General features: G+C 65.7%; 27 protein-coding genes. 25 read left to right on the plus strand and 2 right to left on the minus strand.

The features are described from left to right. Positions 1–31 precede the first annotated feature (31 nt). From hemW to F627_RS0114530, 3 genes are read left to right on the plus strand one after another with little or no spacing between them, the layout of a single operon-like run. Positions 32–1,300 (plus strand): radical SAM family heme chaperone HemW, encoded by a 1,269-nt coding sequence (gene hemW, locus F627_RS0114520; protein ID WP_019584464.1) that lies wholly within the window; start codon positions 32–34, stop codon positions 1,298–1,300. Next, positions 1,300–1,494, plus strand: a complete 195-nt coding sequence (locus tag F627_RS0114525) for a CPXCG motif-containing cysteine-rich protein (protein WP_026280493.1) — start codon at positions 1,300–1,302, stop codon at positions 1,492–1,494. Before hemW ends, F627_RS0114525 begins: the two co-directional genes overlap by 1 nt. Further along, complete coding sequence (locus F627_RS0114530) at positions 1,491–1,739, plus strand: transcriptional antiterminator, Rof (RefSeq protein ID WP_018867684.1); 249 nt, start codon at positions 1,491–1,493, stop codon at positions 1,737–1,739. Before F627_RS0114525 ends, F627_RS0114530 begins: the two co-directional genes overlap by 4 nt. A gap of 194 nt (positions 1,740–1,933) precedes the next feature. On the opposite strand, the gene rho is transcribed toward F627_RS0114530, so the two are convergent. Both rho and trxA read right to left on the minus strand, forming a co-directional pair. Then, the gene (gene rho, locus F627_RS0114535) at positions 1,934–3,193 is read right to left on the minus strand and encodes a transcription termination factor Rho (protein ID WP_018867683.1); all 1,260 of its coding nucleotides are present in this window, start codon (positions 3,191–3,193) and stop codon (positions 1,934–1,936) included. Positions 3,194–3,382: 189 nt separating this feature from the next. After that, entirely contained in the window at positions 3,383–3,709 is a 327-nt protein-coding gene (gene trxA / locus F627_RS0114540) for a thioredoxin TrxA (protein WP_019584465.1), read from the minus strand. Positions 3,710–3,823: 114 nt separating this feature from the next. On the opposite strand from trxA, the gene F627_RS0114545 reads away from it, so the two are divergent. The 22 genes from F627_RS0114545 to F627_RS0114655 all read left to right on the plus strand — a co-directional run bounded on the left by F627_RS0114545 (position 3,824) and on the right by F627_RS0114655 (position 20,333). Beyond that, the gene (locus tag F627_RS0114545) at positions 3,824–5,110 is read left to right on the plus strand and encodes a DEAD/DEAH box helicase (protein ID WP_019584466.1); all 1,287 of its coding nucleotides are present in this window, start codon (positions 3,824–3,826) and stop codon (positions 5,108–5,110) included. Positions 5,111–5,275: 165 nt separating this feature from the next. Continuing rightward, entirely contained in the window at positions 5,276–6,121 is an 846-nt protein-coding gene (locus F627_RS0114555; protein WP_019584467.1) for a ParA family protein, read from the plus strand. Continuing rightward, the gene (locus F627_RS0114560) at positions 6,114–7,676 is read left to right on the plus strand and encodes a ParB family protein (protein ID WP_019584468.1); all 1,563 of its coding nucleotides are present in this window, start codon (positions 6,114–6,116) and stop codon (positions 7,674–7,676) included. Before F627_RS0114555 ends, F627_RS0114560 begins: the two co-directional genes overlap by 8 nt. A gap of 3 nt (positions 7,677–7,679) precedes the next feature. After that, entirely contained in the window at positions 7,680–8,321 is a 642-nt protein-coding gene (locus F627_RS0114565; RefSeq protein ID WP_018878662.1) for a DUF2857 domain-containing protein, read from the plus strand. After that, positions 8,318–9,646, plus strand: a complete 1,329-nt coding sequence (locus tag F627_RS0114570; protein ID WP_019584469.1) for an STY4528 family pathogenicity island replication protein — start codon at positions 8,318–8,320, stop codon at positions 9,644–9,646. Before F627_RS0114565 ends, F627_RS0114570 begins: the two co-directional genes overlap by 4 nt. Then, a complete protein-coding gene (locus tag F627_RS0114575) occupies positions 9,643–10,461 on the plus strand; it encodes a PH domain-containing protein (protein WP_019584470.1) in 819 nt (272 codons plus the stop codon). The genes F627_RS0114570 and F627_RS0114575 overlap by 4 nt, the downstream gene beginning before the upstream one ends. Positions 10,462–10,657: 196 nt before the next feature. Continuing rightward, positions 10,658–10,969 (plus strand): hypothetical protein, encoded by a 312-nt coding sequence (locus F627_RS0114580; RefSeq protein WP_019584471.1) that lies wholly within the window; start codon positions 10,658–10,660, stop codon positions 10,967–10,969. A 39-nt stretch (positions 10,970–11,008) separates the two neighbouring features. Continuing rightward, on the plus strand, positions 11,009–11,839 hold the full coding sequence (locus F627_RS0114585; protein WP_019584472.1) for a PFL_4669 family integrating conjugative element protein: 831 nt from the start codon (positions 11,009–11,011) through the stop codon (positions 11,837–11,839). A 153-nt stretch (positions 11,840–11,992) separates the two neighbouring features. After that, positions 11,993–12,400: a hypothetical protein gene (locus tag F627_RS0114590; protein WP_019584473.1), complete on the plus strand. Its 408-nt coding sequence runs from the start codon at positions 11,993–11,995 to the stop codon at positions 12,398–12,400. After that, positions 12,390–12,782, plus strand: a complete 393-nt coding sequence (locus F627_RS0114595) for a hypothetical protein (RefSeq protein ID WP_026332131.1) — start codon at positions 12,390–12,392, stop codon at positions 12,780–12,782. Before F627_RS0114590 ends, F627_RS0114595 begins: the two co-directional genes overlap by 11 nt. Before the next feature lie 155 nt (positions 12,783–12,937). Then, positions 12,938–13,333 (plus strand): single-stranded DNA-binding protein, encoded by a 396-nt coding sequence (gene ssb / locus F627_RS0114600; RefSeq protein WP_018879177.1) that lies wholly within the window; start codon positions 12,938–12,940, stop codon positions 13,331–13,333. Beyond that, the gene (locus F627_RS16740; protein ID WP_081619724.1) at positions 13,326–13,520 is read left to right on the plus strand and encodes an acyltransferase; all 195 of its coding nucleotides are present in this window, start codon (positions 13,326–13,328) and stop codon (positions 13,518–13,520) included. The genes ssb and F627_RS16740 overlap by 8 nt, the downstream gene beginning before the upstream one ends. 3 nt (positions 13,521–13,523) lie before the next feature. Then, positions 13,524–13,748, plus strand: a complete 225-nt coding sequence (locus F627_RS0114605; protein ID WP_017926602.1) for a hypothetical protein — start codon at positions 13,524–13,526, stop codon at positions 13,746–13,748. Next, positions 13,745–14,257: a hypothetical protein gene (locus tag F627_RS0114610; protein ID WP_019584475.1), complete on the plus strand. Its 513-nt coding sequence runs from the start codon at positions 13,745–13,747 to the stop codon at positions 14,255–14,257. The genes F627_RS0114605 and F627_RS0114610 overlap by 4 nt, the downstream gene beginning before the upstream one ends. Before the next feature lie 8 nt (positions 14,258–14,265). Further along, the gene (locus F627_RS0114615) at positions 14,266–16,500 is read left to right on the plus strand and encodes a DNA topoisomerase III (RefSeq protein WP_081630775.1); all 2,235 of its coding nucleotides are present in this window, start codon (positions 14,266–14,268) and stop codon (positions 16,498–16,500) included. Positions 16,501–16,524: 24 nt separating this feature from the next. Continuing rightward, positions 16,525–16,761: a hypothetical protein gene (locus F627_RS0114620; protein ID WP_018994352.1), complete on the plus strand. Its 237-nt coding sequence runs from the start codon at positions 16,525–16,527 to the stop codon at positions 16,759–16,761. 187 nt (positions 16,762–16,948) lie between these two features. After that, positions 16,949–17,137 carry a hypothetical protein gene (locus F627_RS0114625; RefSeq protein ID WP_018879180.1) on the plus strand — a complete coding sequence of 63 codons (189 nt, stop codon included), beginning with the start codon at positions 16,949–16,951 and terminating at the stop codon, positions 17,135–17,137. 185 nt (positions 17,138–17,322) lie between these two features. Then, positions 17,323–17,742 (plus strand): STY4534 family ICE replication protein, encoded by a 420-nt coding sequence (locus tag F627_RS0114635; protein WP_019584478.1) that lies wholly within the window; start codon positions 17,323–17,325, stop codon positions 17,740–17,742. Positions 17,743–17,873: 131 nt separating this feature from the next. After that, on the plus strand, positions 17,874–18,047 hold the full coding sequence (locus F627_RS17170) for a hypothetical protein (RefSeq protein ID WP_019584479.1): 174 nt from the start codon (positions 17,874–17,876) through the stop codon (positions 18,045–18,047). 631 nt (positions 18,048–18,678) lie between these two features. Further along, entirely contained in the window at positions 18,679–18,873 is a 195-nt protein-coding gene (locus F627_RS0114645) for a hypothetical protein (RefSeq protein ID WP_017941449.1), read from the plus strand. A gap of 237 nt (positions 18,874–19,110) precedes the next feature. Beyond that, positions 19,111–20,052 (plus strand): ArdC family protein, encoded by a 942-nt coding sequence (locus tag F627_RS0114650; RefSeq protein WP_019584480.1) that lies wholly within the window; start codon positions 19,111–19,113, stop codon positions 20,050–20,052. Further along, positions 20,049–20,333 carry a hypothetical protein gene (locus F627_RS0114655; protein ID WP_019584481.1) on the plus strand — a complete coding sequence of 95 codons (285 nt, stop codon included), beginning with the start codon at positions 20,049–20,051 and terminating at the stop codon, positions 20,331–20,333. The genes F627_RS0114650 and F627_RS0114655 overlap by 4 nt, the downstream gene beginning before the upstream one ends. Positions 20,334–20,639 lie beyond the last annotated feature (306 nt).

Raw genomic sequence — 20,639 nt, forward strand, 5'->3', positions numbered from 1 at the left:
CGGCAGGGGACCACCGGCGCGCAAGGCCGCAATGGCGGGACTGGGTCCTTTCGACGCCACCCGCCCCCTCGCCTATGCTTCGCACATGACTGCCGCGTTGAACCATCCGCCGCCCCTGGCGCTGTATGTGCACCTGCCCTGGTGCGTGCGCAAGTGCCCGTACTGCGACTTCAACTCGCACGAGCCGCGCGGCGAGCCGCCCTTCGATGACTACGTGGACGCGCTGCTGCGCGACCTGGAAGGCCAGCTGCCGGATATCTGGGGCCGGCGACTGGAGAGCGTCTTCATTGGCGGCGGCACCCCCAGCCTGTTCCCGCCGGAGGCGCTGGATGCTCTGCTTTCCGGCCTGCGCGCCCGACTGCCGCTGCGACCGGACTGCGAGGTGACGCTGGAGGCCAACCCCGGGACCGCCGACCGCGCCTACTTCCGCGGCTACCGCGAGGCGGGGGTCAACCGGCTGTCGCTGGGCATCCAGAGCTTCGACGACGCGATGCTCGCGCGCCTGGGGCGCATTCACGGTGCGGCGGAGGCCCTGAGCGCGGTGGAGCATGCCCGTGCCGCCGGCTTCGAGGCGATCAACCTGGACCTGATGTTCGGTCTGCCGGGGCAGTCGGTCGCGGCCGGGATCGCGGATCTGCAGGCGGCGATCGAGCAGGACCCGGGACATATCTCCTGGTATCAGCTGACCCTGGAACCGAACACCCTGTTCGCGGCACGCCCGCCCGAGCTGCCGGAGGATGCGACGATCGAGGAATTGTTTGCCCGCGGCCAGTCCCATCTGGCGGCGGCTGGCTATACTCGATACGAGGTATCCGCCTATGCACGTCCGGGGCAGGAATGTCGGCACAACCGCAACTACTGGACCTTCGGCGATTACCTCGGCATCGGGGCCGGGGCCCACGGCAAGCTGACGCAGGTCCATCAGGGCGCGATCCTGCGCCGCATGAAGCCGCGCCAGCCCGAGGCCTGGCTGGCCGCGCCGCAGACGCACAAGGATCAGGCCGTGGACACGGCGGAGCGGCCTTTCGAGTTCCTGCTGAACGCGCTGCGGCTGGTGGAGGGCGTGCCGGCCGCGAGCTTCGAGGGGCGCTGCGGCCTGCCACTGGCGATGCTGGAACCCGCACTTTCGGAACTGCGTGCGGACGGGCTGCTGGTCGCGGATCCGGAACGGCTGCAGGCCACGGAACGGGGCCTGGCGTTTCTCAACAACGTGCTGGAACGTTTTCTTCCGGAAGGGACACCGCAGGACTCGGTTGCCACGCCGATCGCCTGGCCCGCAGGCCGGGAGGAGGGTCGATGATGCGTCCCGTCGAGTTTGTCGGTTTTGCCTGCCCCTGGTGCGGCGAGCCCGGCGAGACCACGGTGGACATGGTCAGTAACGACCGCGAGTGGATCGAGGACTGCGCGGTGTGTTGTGCCCCGATCGTGTTCCGCCGCGAGGATGCCGGCGACGAGGAGGTCCCGCGCATCGAGGCCCGACGGGAGGGCGAGTGAGCGAAGCGCCGCCCTATACCCCGATTGCCTGCGAGCGCTACTCCGAGCTGGAGCTGGCGATCGTGCGCGGGCAGTTTCTGCGCACGCACTGGCGGCGCGGCGAGATGGACCGGATCGCGATCGTGCGCCCGCTGGACCTGCGCACCCGGCGCGGTGCCGAATACCTGATCCTGCGCGACACCGCGGGCCGCCGGCAGTGGTGGCGCCTGGACCGCCTGATCAGCTTCGAACCCGTCTCGGGCTGAACACCAAAAGGCACTCTACAGGAAGGCATGAAGACGGGAAGAACGGATCAAAACGGGCCTGTAACAGCCTCCGGCGATGGGCCGACCCACGAGGCCTCGGCCGTACCCGGATAGCCCTGAAACCTTCCGTACTTCGAACCTTCCTGTAAACCGCCCTTGCCTTTCGAGGCAGAGGCGGCCGCAGCGGGTCTCAGCTAGCTGCGCTTCATCTGGTCGAAGAATTCGGAATTGGTCTTGGACGACTGCATGCGGCCGAGCAGGAATTCCATGGCCTCGATGTCGTCCATGCCGTGCAGGAACTTGCGCAGGATCCAGAGCTTTTGCAGCTCGTCCGGGGCGGTCAGCAGTTCCTCGCGGCGGGTGCCGGAGCGGTTCACGTTGATCGCCGGGTAGATGCGCTTCTCGGCGATGCGGCGTTCCAGGTGCACCTCCATGTTGCCGGTGCCCTTGAACTCCTCGTAGATCACTTCGTCCATCTTGGAGCCAGTATCCACCAGCGCGGTGGCGAGGATGGTCAGGCTGCCGCCCTCTTCCACGTTGCGCGCGGCGCCGAAGAAGCGCTTCGGGCGATGCAGGGCGTTGGCGTCCACGCCGCCGGTCAGCACCTTGCCGGAGCTCGGCGCCACGGTGTTGTAGGCGCGCGCCAGGCGGGTGATGGAGTCCAGCAGAATGACGACGTCGCGCTTGTGCTCGACCAGCCGCTTGGCCTTCTCGATCACCATCTCGGCGACCTGCACATGGCGCTGGGCCGGCTCGTCGAAGGTGGAGGAGACGACCTCGCCCTGGACCATGCGGTCCATCTCGGTGACCTCCTCCGGGCGCTCGTCGATCAGCAGCACGATCAGGTAGCACTCGGGGTAGTTCGCGGCGATGCTCTGCGCGATGTTCTGCAGCATCAGCGTCTTGCCCGCCTTGGGCGGGGAGACGATCAGGCCACGCTGGCCCTTGCCGAACGGCGCGACGATGTCGATCACGCGGGCGGTGATGTCCTCGGTGGAACCGTTGCCGCGCTCCATGCGCATGCGCTCGTTGGCATGCAGAGGGGTCAGGTTCTCGAACAGCACCTTGTGCTTGGCGTTCTCCGGCGGCTCGAAGTTGATCTCCGAGACCTTCAGCAGTGCGAAGTAGCGTTCGTTGTCCTTGGGCGGGCGGATCTTGCCGGAGATGGTGTCCCCGGTGCGCAGGCCGAAGCGGCGGATCTGGCTGGGCGAGACGTAGACGTCGTCCGGGCCGGCCTGGTAGGAGCTGTCGGCGCTGCGCAGAAAGCCGAAGCCGTCCGAGAGGATCTCGAGGACGCCGTCGCCGTAGATGGCCTCGCCGCTCTTGGCGTGGGCCTTGAGCAGGGCAAAGATGATCTCCTGCTTGCGCGCGCGGGACATGTTCTCGATGCCCTTTTCTTCGGCGAAGGCCACGAGATCGGCAGCGGACATCCGCTTCAATTCGGTCAGATTCATGCGTGGGGTGCTGTATTCAACGTGGATGATCGGCGACCGGGGGTGGCCGCACGGATTGACTGGAAGGAGGCAGGGAATGGCCTGGCGGCCACTCGAACTCGTTCGATGGTAAGCGAGGCGGCGGCGCGGGGCAAGCCCGGCGAAGCCATGCGCCTGCTGGGCCTGGCGGCGGACCGCCAGGCGCGGATATTACAGGTGCTGGTCCAGGAACGCGGTCAGCTGCGACTTGGACAGGGCACCGACCTTGGTGGCCTCGACATCGCCGCCCTTGAACAGCATGAGCGTCGGGATCCCGCGGATGCCAAACTTCGGCGGCGTGGACGGGTTCTCGTCGATGTGCAGCTTGGCGACCTTGACCTTGCCGGCGTATTCTTCGGCGATTTCGTCCAGAATGGGCGCGATCATCTTGCAGGGACCGCACCACTCGGCCCAGTAGTCCACCAGGACGGGCTGGTCGGCCTTCAGGACGTCCTCGTCGAAACCGGCGTCCGATGTGTAAACAATTTTGTCGCTCACTCCGAGCCCTCATGACTTGGGTTGGGGGAACAGCCCGCACCGCCGGCTGCTCGGCCTTACTATCGACGATCAGCGCCGGACAGTTCAAGTAACAGGCAGCACCCGAGGAACCCGATGACCGAAACCGCCCAGGACACGCCCCGCTTCGACCAGCTCGATCTGCCCGAACCCGTCCAGGCGGGCATCCGCGCCACCGGTTTCGAGACCTGCACCCCGATCCAGGCGCAGACATTGCCGATCGCCCTGGCCGGGCGCGACGTCGCCGGCCAGGCGCAGACCGGGACCGGCAAGACCGCGGCCTTCCTGATCGCGACCTTCAACCGGCTGCTGCGCCAGGCGCCCTCGCCGAACCGCCGCCCCACGGACGTGCGCGCCCTGATCCTGGCGCCGACCCGCGAACTGGCCATCCAGATCCACAAGGATGCCGAGTCGCTGGGCGCGGAGACGGGGCTGAAGCTGGCCCTGGCCTACGGCGGCACCGGCTATGACACGCAGCGCGAGCAGCTCGAGGCCGGGGCGGACATCCTGATCGGGACACCGGGGCGCATCATCGACTACTTCAAGCAGAAGGTCTTCGGCCTCAAGTACACCGAAGTGGTGGTGCTGGACGAGGCCGACCGCATGTTCGATCTCGGCTTTATCAAGGATGTGCGCTTCCTGATGCGCCGCTGCGCACCCCCCGACGAGCGCCTGTCCATGCTGTTCTCGGCCACGCTGTCCTACCGCGTGATGGAGCTGGCCTTCGAGCACATGAACAACCCGGAGAAGGTCCAGGTCGAGGCCGAGACCCTGACCGCGGACCGCGTGCGCCAGGTGATCTACTACCCGGCCAACGACGAGAAGATCCCGCTGCTGCTAGGGCTCGCGCGTGACCTGGAGCCCGAGCGCGCGATCGTGTTCGTGAACACCAAGCATGGCGCCGAGAAGGTCTGCGACTGGCTGAACGCGAACGAGCAGAAGGCCGCCCTGCTGTCGGGGGACGTGCCACAGCGCAAGCGCCAGACCCTGCTGGAACAGTTCGCCTCCGGGGAGTACCGCTTTCTGGTGGCGACCGATGTCGCCGCGCGCGGGCTGCACATCCCCGCGGTCAGTCACGTCTTCAACTTTGACCTGCCGCAGTCCGGCGAGGATTACGTGCACCGCATCGGGCGCACGGCCCGCGCCGGCGCCGAGGGCGACGCGATCAGCTTCGGCTGCGAGGACTCGGCCTTCTACCTGCCGGACATCGAGAGCTATCTGGGCGAGCGCATCCCCACCGCGAGCGTCGACCCCGAGCGGCTGTTCCAGGATGCCGTGAAACCGAAGCCGCGTCCGCGCAAGCCGCGCGACGATCGGCGCGGAGGTGGCCGGGGTGGCCCGCGCTCCGGCGGCGGGCGCCCGCAGCGCGGCGGCCGAAACTGACGCAGACGCGCCGCACCGGGCGCAGGGGAAAATGGTGCCGGCGAGAGGAGTCGAACCTCCGACCTATCGATTACGAATCGGTGCCGGTGACCAAACAATGTAGAGGGCGTTACGTCAGGTGACCCGTGAGGACTGGTAAACACACCAGTACCAAGGGGCACCATTATGACAGTCCGAATCACGACCACATCAACCAAGGGCGGTGTCGGCAAGACCACCGTCACGGCCAACCTCGGCGCCTACCTCGCGGACCTCGGCTACAAGGTCCTGCTGATCGACGCCGACATCCAGCCCACCCTGTCCAGCTACTTCCCGGTGGACCCGGCCCTGATCGCCGCCGGGGGACTCACCGAACTCATTACCGCTGGCGACACCGACGGCACGGTCACTCCGATCGACATCCCGCTCGACGGCGAGCACGACGGGGCACTCGACATTGTGCTTTCCAACGACCCCCAGGGTCGGCTGCAGCAATGGATCCTGCACACGCCGGACGGCCGCGTGCGACTCAAACACATCCTCGCGGATTACGACGACCTCTATGACGTCGTCCTGCTGGATACCCAGGGGGCTGTCGGTCCCCTGCAGGATGCCGCCGTCCTGGCGGCAGACTTCCTGCTCTCGCCTATTCCCCCGGAAATCCTCTCCGCCCGCGAGTTCGCGCGCGGGACCGTGTCGATGCTTGATCGGCTGCGACCGATGGCGGCCATGGGCGCACCGGTCGGTCCGCTGCGCGGCCTCCTCTATCGGGTAGACCGAACCGGAGACGGCCGCGCGATCGCGGACGAACTCCGGCGCGAGGCCACCGGTGAAAGTCGCGGCCAGATCACCATCCTCGATACGTTCATCCCCTCCGCCGTGGCCTACCGCGAGGCGGCCACCCAGCAGGTGCCCGTCCATCGGTGGGAGCCCCACCGGCAAGGCCCCACCCTGTCCGGCGCCGAGACCATGCGCCGCCTCACCGAGGAGCTGCTGCCTCACCTGATCCGGGGAGGGGCGCAACATGGCTAAGAAACAGCTGAGTTCCGAGGAGTTGCGCAGCCGCCTGACTGTCGGTCATTTTGGCGATGCGGCGGCGCAGGAGCTGCCGCCAGGCGACCCCCTGACCGTCACGCAGATGGTGTTGGAGATCGACCGGATCCGGCCGTATGACGGAAACCCCCGGCGGCAGCGCAACCCGCAGTACGACGAAATCAAGGCCTCCATCCGGGCGCAGAAGCGTCTGAACAACGCCATTGAAGTCACCCGGCGGCCGGACGACGACCTCTACATGGTACGCGCCGGCGGGAACACGCGGCTTCAGATCCTGCAGGAGCTGTACGAAGAGACCGGCGACGAGGCGTACCGCAAGGTCCATGTGCTGTTCCATCCCTGGACCTCGGACCAGGATGTGTTGGGTGCGCACCTGGTCGAGAACGAAATGCGCGGGACGATGGCCCTGATCGATCGCGCCCTCGCGGTCGATCGGCTGCGCGAAATGTTCGAGTCGGAAGTCGGCGAGAGCCTGAGCCGCAGCGAACTCCAGCGGCGGCTGCAGGAGATCGGCTATACCGCGTCACGAAAACTGCTCTTTCGGTTTGAGTACGCTGCGAAGACCCTTCTGCCCTGTATCCCACAGGCCCTCTACGGAGGGCTCGGCAACGACAGCGTCGAGAAACTCCGCAAGCTCCACCGTTCGGCCCATGCCGTCGGCGAGTCCCATGGACACACCCAGGATGCGGTGGACATGGTCTTCGAGGAGTCCCTCGCCGTTACCGATGCGCCGGATTGGGACCCCGGCGCTGCGCGGCAGGAGCTGGAGCGACGCCTGGCCGAGGAGTTGTCCCTCGATCTGCGCACCGTGCGCATGGAACTCGATACGCCGCCGACGCAGGATTCCGAGGGTGCGACGGGCCCAGCCAATATGCCCCCGGACATAGGCGCAATGGGCCAACCGACACCGCTGGTCCACGATGCCTCACCTGCCGAAACACCCGGAGCGTCCCCCGGACGTTCCGGGGCCGCAACCGATCCAGTGATCGGTGATGGGGCCGGTGCGGGTGATCCGCCTCCTGCCGCCCCACCGGTCACGGCGCCGACTGAGCCCGCGCCCGGCCCCGCGCCAACCGTGGCGGAGCTTCGGGATCGGATCTACACGCTGGCCCGGCAGATCGCCACCCGCTACCACTACGCCGATCAGATCCAGCCCGTAGACATCGGCTATGGCTACTTCATCGACCTGCCGAGCGAGACGGTCGAGGAGGCGGGGGCCAGGATGAACAGGGTGGAGAACGACTACCGCCTCTGGACCTGGTGGCTGCTGGTCAGCTGGTCGCAGATCGGCCTGCACCCGGACCGCGTCCTGCAGACCGCCCCCACCCATCGCCTGGCCTCAGCGATTCACCGAGGCGACGAGGAGGAGGTCATCGCGCGGCACATCCCCGAGCCACCCTGGCGCGCGCTGGGCTGGATGGTCAGTTCGTGCCTTCGCGAGCCCGATTTCGCCGACTTCGTCGCCCTCGTCCAGGCCTGCCGCGACCTGCAGCACCAGGCCGACGCGGACGATCTCGATCCGTGGGAGGGCTGAGCCATGAGCAGCACAGCGGATCTCACCCTCCATGTCCTGCGCTACGCCATGTCCAGGCTGCAGGACGCCGACATGAACGCCCTCAGCGTATTGGGCCTCACACCGGACCAAGCCTCGACGCTCGCCGACATGACGTTCGACGAGCTGGTCGAGATTTCGCGGCTCGGGCATCTGTTCATTGATCTGCAGATCGACGCCGATCGGTTCGATCAGCTGATCGAACGAGCGCGGGGCGAGGTCCAGTCCCGGCAGGTTCAGGACGAGCTGCTGCGGCACCAGGCCGACGCCCGGATGATGGAGGCGCTATTCGGCATGACGACAACGGATGTGGCCCGACGTCGGCGAGTGCTCGGGCTGCCCTCGCAGCCCGGTCGGCCGCGCTCCCCCTCGCCCGAACAGGCTCAGGCGATGTGGGACGCATGGCGGGCCGCCCCGAAGGACCTACCCGATCCGGATCGCTATCTCCACGTCGCGCGCAGCACGAAAACCTCGGCCGCTGCGGTTTACCGCCTCGTCGCGGAGTGTCAGCAAACACTCACCGATCGGGCCCCAACGTATCCGCCGGCCAAGACGACGCAACCCGTGGTGGACCTGGTGCATCACCAGTTCGGGACCCACCTCTATTCCGCCGGGGGCTCGTCGTGAGTGCAGCGGAAATCACACCCCGCATCCGAGGACTCAAGGCGTACCTGGAGGACGCCGCGCGACAGCTACGGGATCGACCGCCGGACCCCGCCGGCGAGGAGGAAGGCGCAGTCCTGTATTTCGGGAACTGGCATGACTCCCACCCCCGGGCGCTGCTATTCGCGGACGAGCTGGGGCCGACCGACAAGCTCGCCTGGATGGTGATCCAAGCGACCTCGGATCCCAAGGCCCCCGCCGGATTTCCGTCGTATGACGAGTTCGGACGTGCGGGGCTTGGGTCCCGGCCCACCATCGCCGCCGCCATCGCCATGCTGCGCATCACTCGATGGATCTCGCTGTGCGATCGCGTCCGCGACGGTCAGGGCCGATACCGGGGGAGCGTCTACGCGATCCACGACGAGGCGGTATCGGTCACCGAGGCGATGTACCTCGATCCGGAGTACATCACCTATCTGGAGAGCCTGACCGATCACGGCCATCGACGGGTGCGCGAGGCCGCCCGGCAGGTGCTGTCCACGATCCATCAGCGCCTCGATGCCGACCGTGACCTTACGGATCCCGTGGACACCGGCGGTCGCTTTGAGCGCCGCCTCGCCACCCATAACCCCGACCCGGCAGTGCGGGCCGCCGCGAGTCCCGGGGGTCTCGCCGGAAGTGGCCAAGTTAAGGAGGCTAACTCGGGTGAGAGCCAAGTAAAGAATCTTAACTCGGTCGCCGATCACCAAGTAAAGAATCTTAACTCGGTGGACCAGCCCGACGAAAATCCTTCAAAAACAGCCACTTCGTACCGAGTTAAGAATCTTAACTCGGCTCGCGCGCGCGGGGGTAGTAGTAGTTTATATAAACCTACTACTACAAAACCTACCTCTGAGGTATTGGAACCACCGGGCGCGCGCGACAGCGAGGAGGCCGCCGCTGAGCTGCACTATCCCGAGAGCTTCGGCGCCGATCACCGCAAGCTGGCTGAGCGATGCCTGCAGGGATTGCCCGCCGACCAGGCCCAGCAGGTCCTGGACGAGGTCGCCGGTGCCATCCGGGATCGCGCTCAGACGGATCCGATCCGAAACCCCTTGCGCTACCTGAGTGCCGTCGCCAAGCGGGCGCGCAGCGGCGAGTTCCTGCCGAGCTACGCCGTGGACGCGGCCGAACGACGGCGACGCAAAGCCGAGCAGGCGGAGCGCGAACGGCGAATCGATCAGGCAAGCGTTGAGCAAGCCGAGGCCCAGGTCGTCACGGTCGAGCCCGACGCGAACAACGAACTGGTGCAGCGATTGGAGAAGGCCCGCAGTCGCAGCACCCACCGACCCAAGGAGTCAGGGGCATGATCCTCGATGAACACGACATGCCGTTCAGTCACGGCCGGGCTCGGGTAGTCCGGGATGCGCTGAATCGCGAGACCGACCAGCGGTACGAGTTGGTCGAAGTGCATTGGGGCGACCAGCACGCGGGCTACGGCGTAGCCCGGGTCGATCCCGATTCACCACCCGAGCCCCCGCCTCGGCCGCCGGACGACGAGAAACCAAGCGAGTCACTGCGACAGGCCGCACGGGAGTACCGGCCGGCGTCGGCCGGGGAGCCACCCCGGGACCACCCCGCCGACGCGGACGCCGAGGTGCCGACCTACACCTTGCGGCCGGCGCTGCGCAGTGTATGGCCCACGGTGCTCAAGTTTGTGCTGCTCCTCGCCGTGCTGGCCTGGACGCCGGAGATCGCGGCCTGGCTGGGGCAGTTGCCCGATCCAGTAGGCGCGAGCATTGCCGAATGGCGCATGACCATCCCGGGCATCGGCGAGCTGCCCATCGTGCAGGCAGCGCTGTCGATGGTCCTCGGGATCTGGATGGTGTTCACCGCGTTCCGCATCGTGCTCGCGATCTACTACTACCGATTCACCCTCGAACCGGACCGCGTGACGGTGCAGACCGGGATCATTGCGCGCCACCGCCGCACGATGCGCTATGCCAATGCCCGGATCCCGACCCTGGAACAGGGGGTCATTGATCGCCTGATCGGAATCGGCGAGGTCCGGGTGTCCTCGGCGGGCGGCGGCGAAACCGGCGAGATCCGGCTGCACGGGATCCGACGACCCCTGGAGGTGAAGGAGGAGATCCAGCGGCGCGTGGACGCGGTTTGGGAGCGCTGAGCCAGACCAGAGGGGTGGGACCCCGTCCCACCTTGAGCCAGACCAGAGGGGTGGGACCCCGTCCCACCTTGAGCCAGACCAGAGGGGTGGGACCCCGTCCCACCTTGAGCCAGACCAGAGGGGTGGGACCCCGTCCCACCTTGAGCCAGACCAGAGGGGTGGGACCCCGTCCCACCTTGAGCCAGACCAGAGGGGAATGCCCGTGCCGAGGATTGCCACAGTAGACGCAGATCAGGCCCTGGATCGACTGCTGCTCGTCGCATTGGGTCGCAGCGGACAATCGCGCTCCGTTCGTCGCGTGGTGCTCGCCTGCTACAACGCGCCGGAATGGCCGCTCGACCTGTCCGACCTGCGCGGACTCGATCCGGATCTCCAGGCGTCCGCGCTTACGGCCATCAGGCTCTTTATGGAAGGTTCCGATCTTTATCATCACCGCCCGGAAGCCCCCTGGCAGACCATTTGGGATTTGGCCTGCCAGGAATCCGAGGGCGGTGATAGAACACGCTGACCGGGATCCCCCCGGTACTCACGAAACCAGGAGGCGACTATGGCCGACACGAAACCCATGCCGAACGAGGCCGACCCGATCGTGGATTGGCGTACCGCCAGTTCATCACCCGGAGGTCTGCGCGGGTCCGCCGCGATGGAGATCCAGACGCGCCAGGCGCAGCGACTCGTGCATGGACGAGGCGCAAGCGAGAAGAAGGCGCCCATCATCGGGCTCGTGCGCTTCGCCACAACGATGCGGCGGATCTGGCGAGCCGCGGCCCTGGACGATCCGTGGGCCGACTGGAAACTGCTCCAGACCTATGAATCCCTCACGGAGAACCGCGAGGGCATCAATGCCCTACGGGAACAGACCGAGCGACTCCTGGCCTCAATGCCCGGAATCGAGATCGACGTGGCTCAGAGCCAGAGTCCCTGCACCGTCCCACTGGAGTTCTCGAACCCCTACGGCTTCATGGGGGCCTACCTGATCGCCGACTTCGATCGGACCGCACGCGCCATCCTGACCGCGCGACACGTCGGGCTCATGGGCCGCGACGAGAGCGAGCGGATGCTGTATCAGGGTGGCCGACTGGTCCGCAGTGCGTTCAACGCTCCGCAGGGATTCCAGTATCAGGGCGTGACCCGGGACGACGTGGCCGCTGGCACAGCGAAAGCCCGGAAGGCGATCGAGAACCTCGGCATGCCGCCGAAGGAAGTCCTGGAGGGGACCTTGCGCGCGCCGGTGGCACCCGATATTCGGGACCCGAAAGCGCGTAGCGAGCCGCCCCCGGGGCTTTATGACGACGAGGACGATGATGAAGCCGACGCCCCTGCAGGCGAACGGGCCGAATCCTACGGCTCGGCCGTGGCTCAGGAAACCGGAACGTGATGGACCTTGTTCGGTCGCCTGGCTCAGATGCACGGGGAGTAGTTATGGCCGAAGGCCTGCCATGTAGTTATGGCCTAAAGGGCCCTTTAAGGGTAAGGGGGGCGCGGGGCCACTGGAGAGGGATACATGAAACTCGCTGACGCACGTAAGCGAATGCAGGTTCTCGAAACCGAGCTACGGCAGATCGATGATCAGATGGACCAGCTGGTGCAGGAGTTCAAGGACACCTATCGTCGGCCGTGGGTCGCACATCCTGCGATCCATCGTTCCCGGCGGGAAGGTGGGTCCGTGTTCCGTTGGCGTCTACGTGGGTTCGATGGGGTTGGACAGTCCTGGTTGATGTTCACCTCGGACATGCTGCAGGCGGCCCTGTCCCGCGAGGGCGTACCCAAGCGGACGCGGCTGGCTTGGCTGGAGATCGAGCGTCGGGGGCGGATGCTGACGTTTGAACATCGCAGGAGGAACTACGAGCGGCTACGCCTCAAGGATCTGGTGGCACAGATTGAGGCACTGAACGCGTTGGAAGACCAGTGGCGCGGTGGCAGCAGTCATGCAGGATAATTACAGCGACCGAAAACGGCTGGAGGGAATCCGTAAATCGGCGCGCGCCATGCGGCGATCCCTCGGTAGCATGACCGAGGAGCAAGCGGCCCGGGCGGGTCGGATCGTGCCGTTGGAGGGGTGGAACGGCCTTGATCTGATCGAGCTGGATGAATTGTTCGAGGCACTGGAACCGGCGCCGACGCTGCGGGCGATCTGGCGTGCGCGAACCGAGTTCGGCATCCACGTCATCGGCCCGGCACAGGCGCTGGAGCAGATTCGCGAGTATCGCCTGGATGATCTGCAGCGGTTCCAGCTGGTCACGATCGCCAAAATCGAGTGGGCCCGAATGCGGAACCCATCGCCGCGCGGTTCCGCCTCGGCGTCAACGCTATCCCGATAGTGGCTCCCTGAGCCAGACCCGGGGGTGTAATCCCGTTACACCCTGCGGGGCCCCATCCGTCGGTCAAAACCACCCCGACCCCCTTCTGGATTTCGCCTAGCTTCCATGCCGGGCGCCGCGCACGCTGACATCGAACCCATGTCTGGTGCAGATCCATGTCCAACAGCTTTTCCGGTCGCGGCAATTTGGGCGCGGCGCCCACGCTTCGTCATGCCGAACGCGGCGGCGAGTCCACCCCCGTCACCAACCTCCGGATCTTCTTTGATCGTCCGAAGCCCGATGGCAACGGCGGCTTTGAGGACAAAGGCGGGTTCTGGCTGGACGTGGCCCTGTGGGGCCCCCGTGCCGAACAGGCCGCGCGCCTGTTGCCGAAGGGCGCTCGGGTCCACGTCGAGGGTGAACTGTTCGAGTCCACATGGAGTGACCGTGAGACCGGCGAGGAGCGATCCCGCCTCGAAGTCCGCGCGTCCGCCGTCGATCTGGACCTTGCGCGCGTCGAGGACGTGACGTTCCGGCAACGTGACGAGCGCGCGGGAGGGACGGATGCCTGAGACCCCATTCGCCCGTGCGCGCTGCGATGCCTGCATCTACTGGCACCGTCTGGGCACCAATGAGGGCTCCTGCCGGCGCCACCCTCCGGGACTGCTGCAGCCCATAGGCGAGAGCGACGGACCGTTCCCCCTTACGAAGGCGATCCACTGGTGCGGCGAGTGGACGCACCCGGACGAGGTCCGCTGAGCCATGCCCTTGTATCAAGCCCAACTGGTGGAACTCGGTCGCGTGGTCGCCACGACCCGCTTTGAGGCGCACAGCGACCAGGCGGCCGGGAAGGAGGCCGACGAAAGCGCCGACTGGCGCAGAGGGCAATGGGCCGCGGTCACCCGCGTACCCACGAAGCCAGAACCCACGATCGCATCGCGCGTAGCCGCCGATGACCCAACCAAGGAAGAAGGAGACACTCCATGACGAACGGAACGATCACCCGCACCCTCCTCGCCGGTGCCGCTATCGCGGCCCTGTCCGGCTGCATTGTGATTGAGGAGACGCGCCCGACGACCTCCAGCAGCTCCACGGCTGGGTCCAACAACCAGGGCGGCGGCCAACAGCAGTACGCGAACGAGGTCCTCAACTTCGAGGTCACCACCGCGACCGACGTTGATACCGCCTTCAACCGCATCCGCCGCGAGTTCGGGTATCTGCCGCTGGAACAGCGCACCAATCCCGCCGGACAGCCGTGGCTGGAGGCCTCGGACGCCTACCATTTCCATGAAAACCCCGGCTCCTTCTACTCCGTGCGGGACTACCGCGAAATCCTCGGTCACGCCGGCGTGGTTCAGATGGATATTTCCCGGGAGGGCAGCGGCAGTCACATCGCCGTGGAGTATTACGAAGGTACGGACCAGGTAGACGGCTTCCCCGCCACGGACGCGTTCATGGACCGCTTCCGCGCGAAAGTGCGCTCCACGGTCGAGTAGGTCCGGTCGTGCGACTGTTTCTTGCGGAAAAGCCCTCACAAGCCCGCGATATTGCGCGCGTACTCGGCGCTTCGCGCAAGGAAAATGCGTGTATTCGCGGGGATGGGGTGACAGTCACCTGGTGCTTCGGGCACCTGCTGGAAATGGCCCCGCCACAAGACTATGACCCGGCGCTCAAGCAGTGGCGCGTGGAGACGCTTCCCATCCTGCCGGACCAGTGGCGGATGAACGTGCGACCCAAGGTGAAGGGCCACTTTTCCAGCATCCGGTCCCTGCTGAAACAGGCCTCCGAAGTGGTCGTCGCCACCGACGCGGATCGGGAAGGCGAGACGATCGCGCGTGAGGTCCTGGAGCTGTGCGGCTACCGGGGCCCCGTCCAGCGCCTCTGGCTCGCCGCCCTGGACGAGGCCAGCGTGCGCAAGGCCCTCGCCAACCTGCTGCCGGGGGATCAGACCTACCCCCTGTACCGCGCCGGTGTGGCGCGCGCCCGTGCCGACTGGCTTGTGGGCATGAACCTCACACGGGCCTACACCCTCGCGGCCCGGGCGCGGGGCTATGACGGTGTGCTGTCCGTGGGGCGCGTCCAGACGCCCACCCTCAAGCTCGTGGTCGATCGGGACCGCGCGATCGAACAGTTCAAGCCGCTCCCCTACTACGAGGTCTCGGTCCGCTGCGGCCATACGAACGGCTCCTGGGAGGCCCGATGGGTGCCACCCGATGCGGTCAGTGACGCCGAAGGCCGCTGTACCAGTCAACAGGCGGCCGCCTCTGTGGCGCAGCGTGTACAGGGGGTGCAAGGCACCGTGACCCTGGCGCAGACCGAGCGCAAGCGCGAGCAAGCGCCGCTGCCCTTCGATCTCTCGACACTGCAACAGGAGGCGTCGAAACGGCTGGGGATGGGGGCGCAGGAGGTCCTCGATACCGCGCAGTCGCTGTACGAGAAGCACAAGGCCACGTCGTACCCCCGGACGGACTGCCGCTACCTGCCCGTCAGCCAGCACGGCGAGGCACGCGACGTCCTGCAGGCGCTGATGCAGAGCGACTCGACCATCGAGCACTTGGTTGAAGGCGCGGATGCTTCCGTGCAGGGGCGCTGCTGGAACGATGCGAAGATCACGGCGCACCACGCCATCATCCCGACCACCGCCGCGGCGGATGTCCATGCCATGTCGTCGCGGGAACAGGCGGTCTACGACCTGATCCGGCGCCGCTTCATCGCGCAGTTCTATCCCGCCTACGAGTACGACCAGACACGGCTGGAAGTCGCGGCCGAGGGCGAGACGTTCCGTGCGCAGGGGCGAGTGAACCGCCGAAGCGGCTGGCGCGTGCTGATCCAGACGGACGCCTCGGCCGAGGAGCGCAACGAAAGCGCCCAGGCGCTTCCCAACGTACAGAAGGGCGACCCCGTCTCCCTGGTCGGCGCGCAGATCCGCGACAAGGAAACCACCCCGCCGGAGCGCTTTACCCAGGGCACGCTGCTCGCCGCCATGAAGAACATCGCTCGCACCATCGCGGACGAGCGGCTGCGGCGCGTCCTGAAAGAGAACACGGGCATCGGCACGGAGGCGACGCGCGCCGGGATCATCCAGACCCTCATGGATCGCGGTTACCTGGAGGAGCGCAAGAAGAAACTCACCTCCACGGCCGCCGCCCGGTCGCTGATCGATGCGCTGCCGGATCCGGTGAAGGACCCGTCCACCACGGCCCTGTGGGAACAGGCACTGGACCAGATCGCCAACGGAGAAGGCGAGATCGATGGGTTCCTGCAGCGGCAGGCCGAATGGGTCAAGCGGCTGGTGCAGCACGTTCAACAGCAGGGGGCCGATGCGGTTCAGGTCGAGGCGCAGGCCCAGCACGCCTGTCCGACCTGCTCGGCCCCCATGCGGCGGCGCAAGGGCGGGTCCGGGGCGTTTTGGGGCTGTACCCGCTACCCGGACTGCACAACCACGCTGCCCGACCAGGGCGGAAAACCCGGCAAGGCCCCAAAACAGGGGCCGGTCGGGCAGTGCGGCTGCGCCCAGCAGGGCAACATCAAGGAATCACCCAAGGCCTGGCAGTGCGAAGCGTGCAACGCCATTGTCTGGAAGCAGGTCAGTGGCAAGAAGCTGACCGAGACCCAGGCGCTCACGCTGTTCGCGGGGGATCGGGTACAGCTCAAGGGTCTCAAGAGCAAGCGGACTGGCAAAACCTTTGATGCCGGTGCGAAACTATCGGAAGGCAAGGTGCAGCTGCAGTTCGACTGACTGCGCCAGACAACAGGAGAGCCCATGGCGATCATCCGCTTCCCCATCGAGCGCCGCGATCACTGCGCTTCCGGCGCCACGGTGGAACACCCGGAACACGGGATCTGCGAAGTCCTGGATATTCCGGACGACGCCCCGATGCAGCGCCTGCTCTACCGGGAGCGGGACCACGCATGGGTGGAGGCCGATGTGCGGGAACTGCGCCAGATCGAGCGCCCTCTCGAACCGCATGAATTGACAGACGATTATTGGGAAGGATAAAACTAGAAGCGTCACACGACTTTACCGCCCGCCTGAGCGCATCAGGCCCCTGAAAGCACCGCCCGGACCGGGTAGCGGTGCGCTGGCCCAGCCAGTCGGTCCTGCTGTATTCCATCCACCCACGCCGGGGAGAGCCTCCCCCCGGTTGGGCGCGTCTCTTTCGGCTATTCTCGAAGGAGGCGCCTTTGTGAAAAGACCCTTTGTCAATCTCAAGACCGTCAAGGAAGATTCGCGCAAGATGGGCGTCGGCATGATCGTCGCGAGCGTTATTGCGCTGTTCCTGGAGGCGGTGCCGTTGATCAGCGTGCTCTACGTGATCACGCTCGGGGTGTCACTCCTGGTCATCGGAAACATCCACAACGAGGAGGAGTCGTGATGGAGCCGTTCGCGCTGATCGCCACTCTTATTTTTGTCGTCTTCGTCGTCTTGAACGTCATTGGCGTGCGTCAGCAACGTCGCAACAAGAAAAAGTAGCGCCTCGCGCTACCTTCACCCTCCCGGGGAAACCAATCCCCGGACGGGCATGGTTTCTCCGGATTCATCACTGATAGGAGAAACACCATGTCTGAGAGCAAATACTTCGATCTTCACATCACCGGCCTTGGCTACCTGAATCGGGTGCGCGAGGTGAGCCCCAAGAAGGGGGCGTCCTTCTATGCGTGCGACATCGTCGCGCTGCATGGATCCGCCGACGCCCCCGACAAGACTCGGTTCGATTGCCGGGTCAGCGGGGCGGAAGCCGAGCGGCTGATCAAGGCGGCCAAGTCCTACGTCGATGAAGATCGCAAGGTCCTCATCGGGTTCAAGCTGGGTGATCTGTACCCGGATCTGTTCGAGTACCAGAAAGGCGAGAAGGCCGGCCAGACCGGCGTTTCGTTGAAGGCTCGGCTGCTCCGGGTCGCCTGGGTCAAGGTGGACGGCGAAACCGTCTACACCGAGTCTTCGGACTCGACTCAGGAACCGGAAAGCTCCGCCGCCTGAATCCGGCAGACCGTTCGCCAGGGGGATCCTCTCACCCCCTGGCAACGGGGTGTCTCCGTTGTGGGGCACCACCGATCCCCCTTGCCACGGCAGGGGGGATCGGGGTGTCCCACAACTGACGGAGAAACCCCATGAAAGCTCGCACCACCATCACCAAGCTCTTTCGTTCGCTCGACTCGGTTTCCGAGGCCCTCAAGTGCGGTTTCCAGGTACTGGATAGTCGCACGCTGGAGCCCATTACGGATGCCGATCTGGAACAGCTGTCCACGTCCGATCTTCACCATCTGCAAATGCGGATCGGTTGATCGAACCGACGCCCCTTCGGGGGCGTCATTCCTGAGGGTCGCGCGCGGCCCTGGGGAATGACGGCTTTACCGCCCACCTGAGCGTATCAGGCCCCTTAAAACCCTTCCGGATCGGGAAGAAGGGTGCCGGCACTGCCGGTCGATCCATTTCCTTCACCCACCACGGGGACACCGTCCCCCGTGGGGGCGGTCTGTCCCCAACACTCGGAGACAGACTCATGCGAGGACTTCACATCAGCCGGAAACACGAAGGCATGGCATTCAAGCGCGCGGGCGAACGCGTGGACCTTCGATTCACTCAGCCCGACATCACCAAACGCCGTCCGGCTCGGGTGGCGACTCCACCTCCGCGTCACTGGTGCCTTGAAGCACCCTGCTGACCGCTGTAGTGCGTCGAACCCCGGGACATTGTCCCGGGGTTCGGCTGTCTTTCGGGGCGTCATTCCCGAGGGTCGCGTGCGACCCTGGGGGATGACGGCTTTACCGCCCGCCTGAGCGTATCAGGCCCCTGAAAGCACCCCCGGATCGGGCAGGGGTGCGCCGGCTTCGCCGGTCGATCCATTCACTTCACCCACCACGGGGAGAGCACTCCCCGGTGGGGCGCTCTCCGTTCACAGACAGGAGAGCATCGATGGACAAGGAAACCATCAAGGCGTTTATCGCCTGGCTGGAAGCGGCGACCGAACAGGAGATCCTGGAGCGGCGTCAGCAAGCATTGAACGCTCAGGTGAGCACTCGGGAGGGCCGTGCCGACATCAATCTTGCGCTTCGTCTGATCGACGAGGAGCTGCTGGCACGTCTCGATCTGAAGTCGCAATCGTACTGAGCTTCACCGCGCGCGGTTTGAGTTGATCGTTGATCTGCTCGAACCGCTCGGTTTCGCCTCTGAACAAGGCGCGCGTCAGCGCCTGTTCCAGGGTGGAACGTTGACCATCAATGACCTTCATCACCGGCGCCTCGCTGCTCGGGTACGAACGGTCAACATACCATTTCAACCCCCGTGGGGCAGTCGGATCCCACGGGGATCGGTCTGTCCCCAATTTTCATGCACAGGAGACAGACCATGTCCAAGAAAGAAGCCTCCAAGGACCTGTACCAGGAAGTGACCGATCAGATCATCACGGCCCTGGAAAACGGAGTCGTGCCCTGGGTCAAACCCTGGGATCGCGACACGGCGGCACTGGCGAGCGGAATGCCGGTCAATGCCGCGACCAATCGCCCCTATCACGGGGTCAACGTCATGCTCCTGTGGATGCAGGAGGTGGCCCACGGGTATTCCACCAGTCGGTGGATGACCTTCAAGCAAGCGTCGAACGTCGGCGGTTCGGTACGCAAGGGCGAGAAAAGCACGCTGGCCGTGTTCTTCAAGCCAATCCAGCGGCAGAAGACCGACCGCGATGGCAAGCCGGTGACGGACGAGAAGGGCGAGCCGGTGATGAAAACCGTGCCGATCCTTCGGGCCTTCAAGCTCTTCAACGTGGACCAGATCGATGATCTGGAGGACCGGTATCGCGTGGGTCCCACCGGGGATGCTCTGGAACCGAGCTTCACGCCCATCGAGGCGGCGGACTCGGTGCTGGAGTCCTCCGGGGCTCTGATCCGACATGGAGGCGACCGGGCGTTCTATTCGCCCGAGCTGGATTACATCCAGCTGCCCCCGAAGACGTCGTTTCGGGAAGAGGCCGGTTATTACGCCACGGCGCTCCACGAACTCACGCACTGGACGGGGCACGAGTCCCGCCTCGCGCGCGAGGGGATCGTGGAGTTTGATCACTTCGGGTCCGAACGCTATGCGTTCGAGGAGCTGGTCGCCGAGTTGGGCGCTGCCTTCCTGTGTGCCGAGATCGGTATCCAGGGGGATCTTCGCCACGAGGGCTATATCGGCTCCTGGGTCCGGAAGCTCAAGGAGGACAAGCGGGCCATTTTCCGGGCCGCAAGCCAAGCCCGGAAAGCCGCTGAACACCTGCGGCCGGAGGCCGAGGTGCAGTCCGAGGAGGCGGGATGAATCCCGCCTCCCTGGAAGCCCTGAACCAGCTCGCCGACGCGGCGGAGTCACCGACGGGACAGGGACGGCACGTCCGTCTCTTTCTGCTCGGTCTCTTCAACGGCCAGGAATTTCCGTTCGACCTTACCCGACTCCGGGTAATCGATCCGGACCTTCAGGTCGCTGCGCTGCGCGTACTGGCGTTCGACATGCGTTCCGGAACGGAGATCGACCACTGGATCTCCGGCGGAGCCGAGCGTCTCGCCCGTTGGGTGAGGCTTGAAATCCACTCTCAACCCTGACGGCCTTCGGGCCGTCATTCCCCAGGGCCGCACGCGACCCTCGGGAATGACGGCTTTACCGCCCGCCTGAGCGTATCAGGCCCCTGAAAGCACCCCCGGATCGGGCAGGGGTGCGCCGGCTCACCGGTCGATCCATTCACTTCACCCACCACGGGGACACCGTCCCCCGTGGGGGCGGTCTGTCCCCAACACTCGGAGACAGACCATGACTGCGCGTATCAAGATCACGTTCGAGCGATGGAAGCCCGTCGATCTGGAACTTGGCGAACCCTCACAGCGGGGATGGATCGATTCCGAGGGCGTCCG

The organism is Thioalkalivibrio sp. ALE16 (assembly GCF_000381305.1).
GTDB lineage: Bacteria > Pseudomonadota > Gammaproteobacteria > Ectothiorhodospirales > Ectothiorhodospiraceae > Thioalkalivibrio.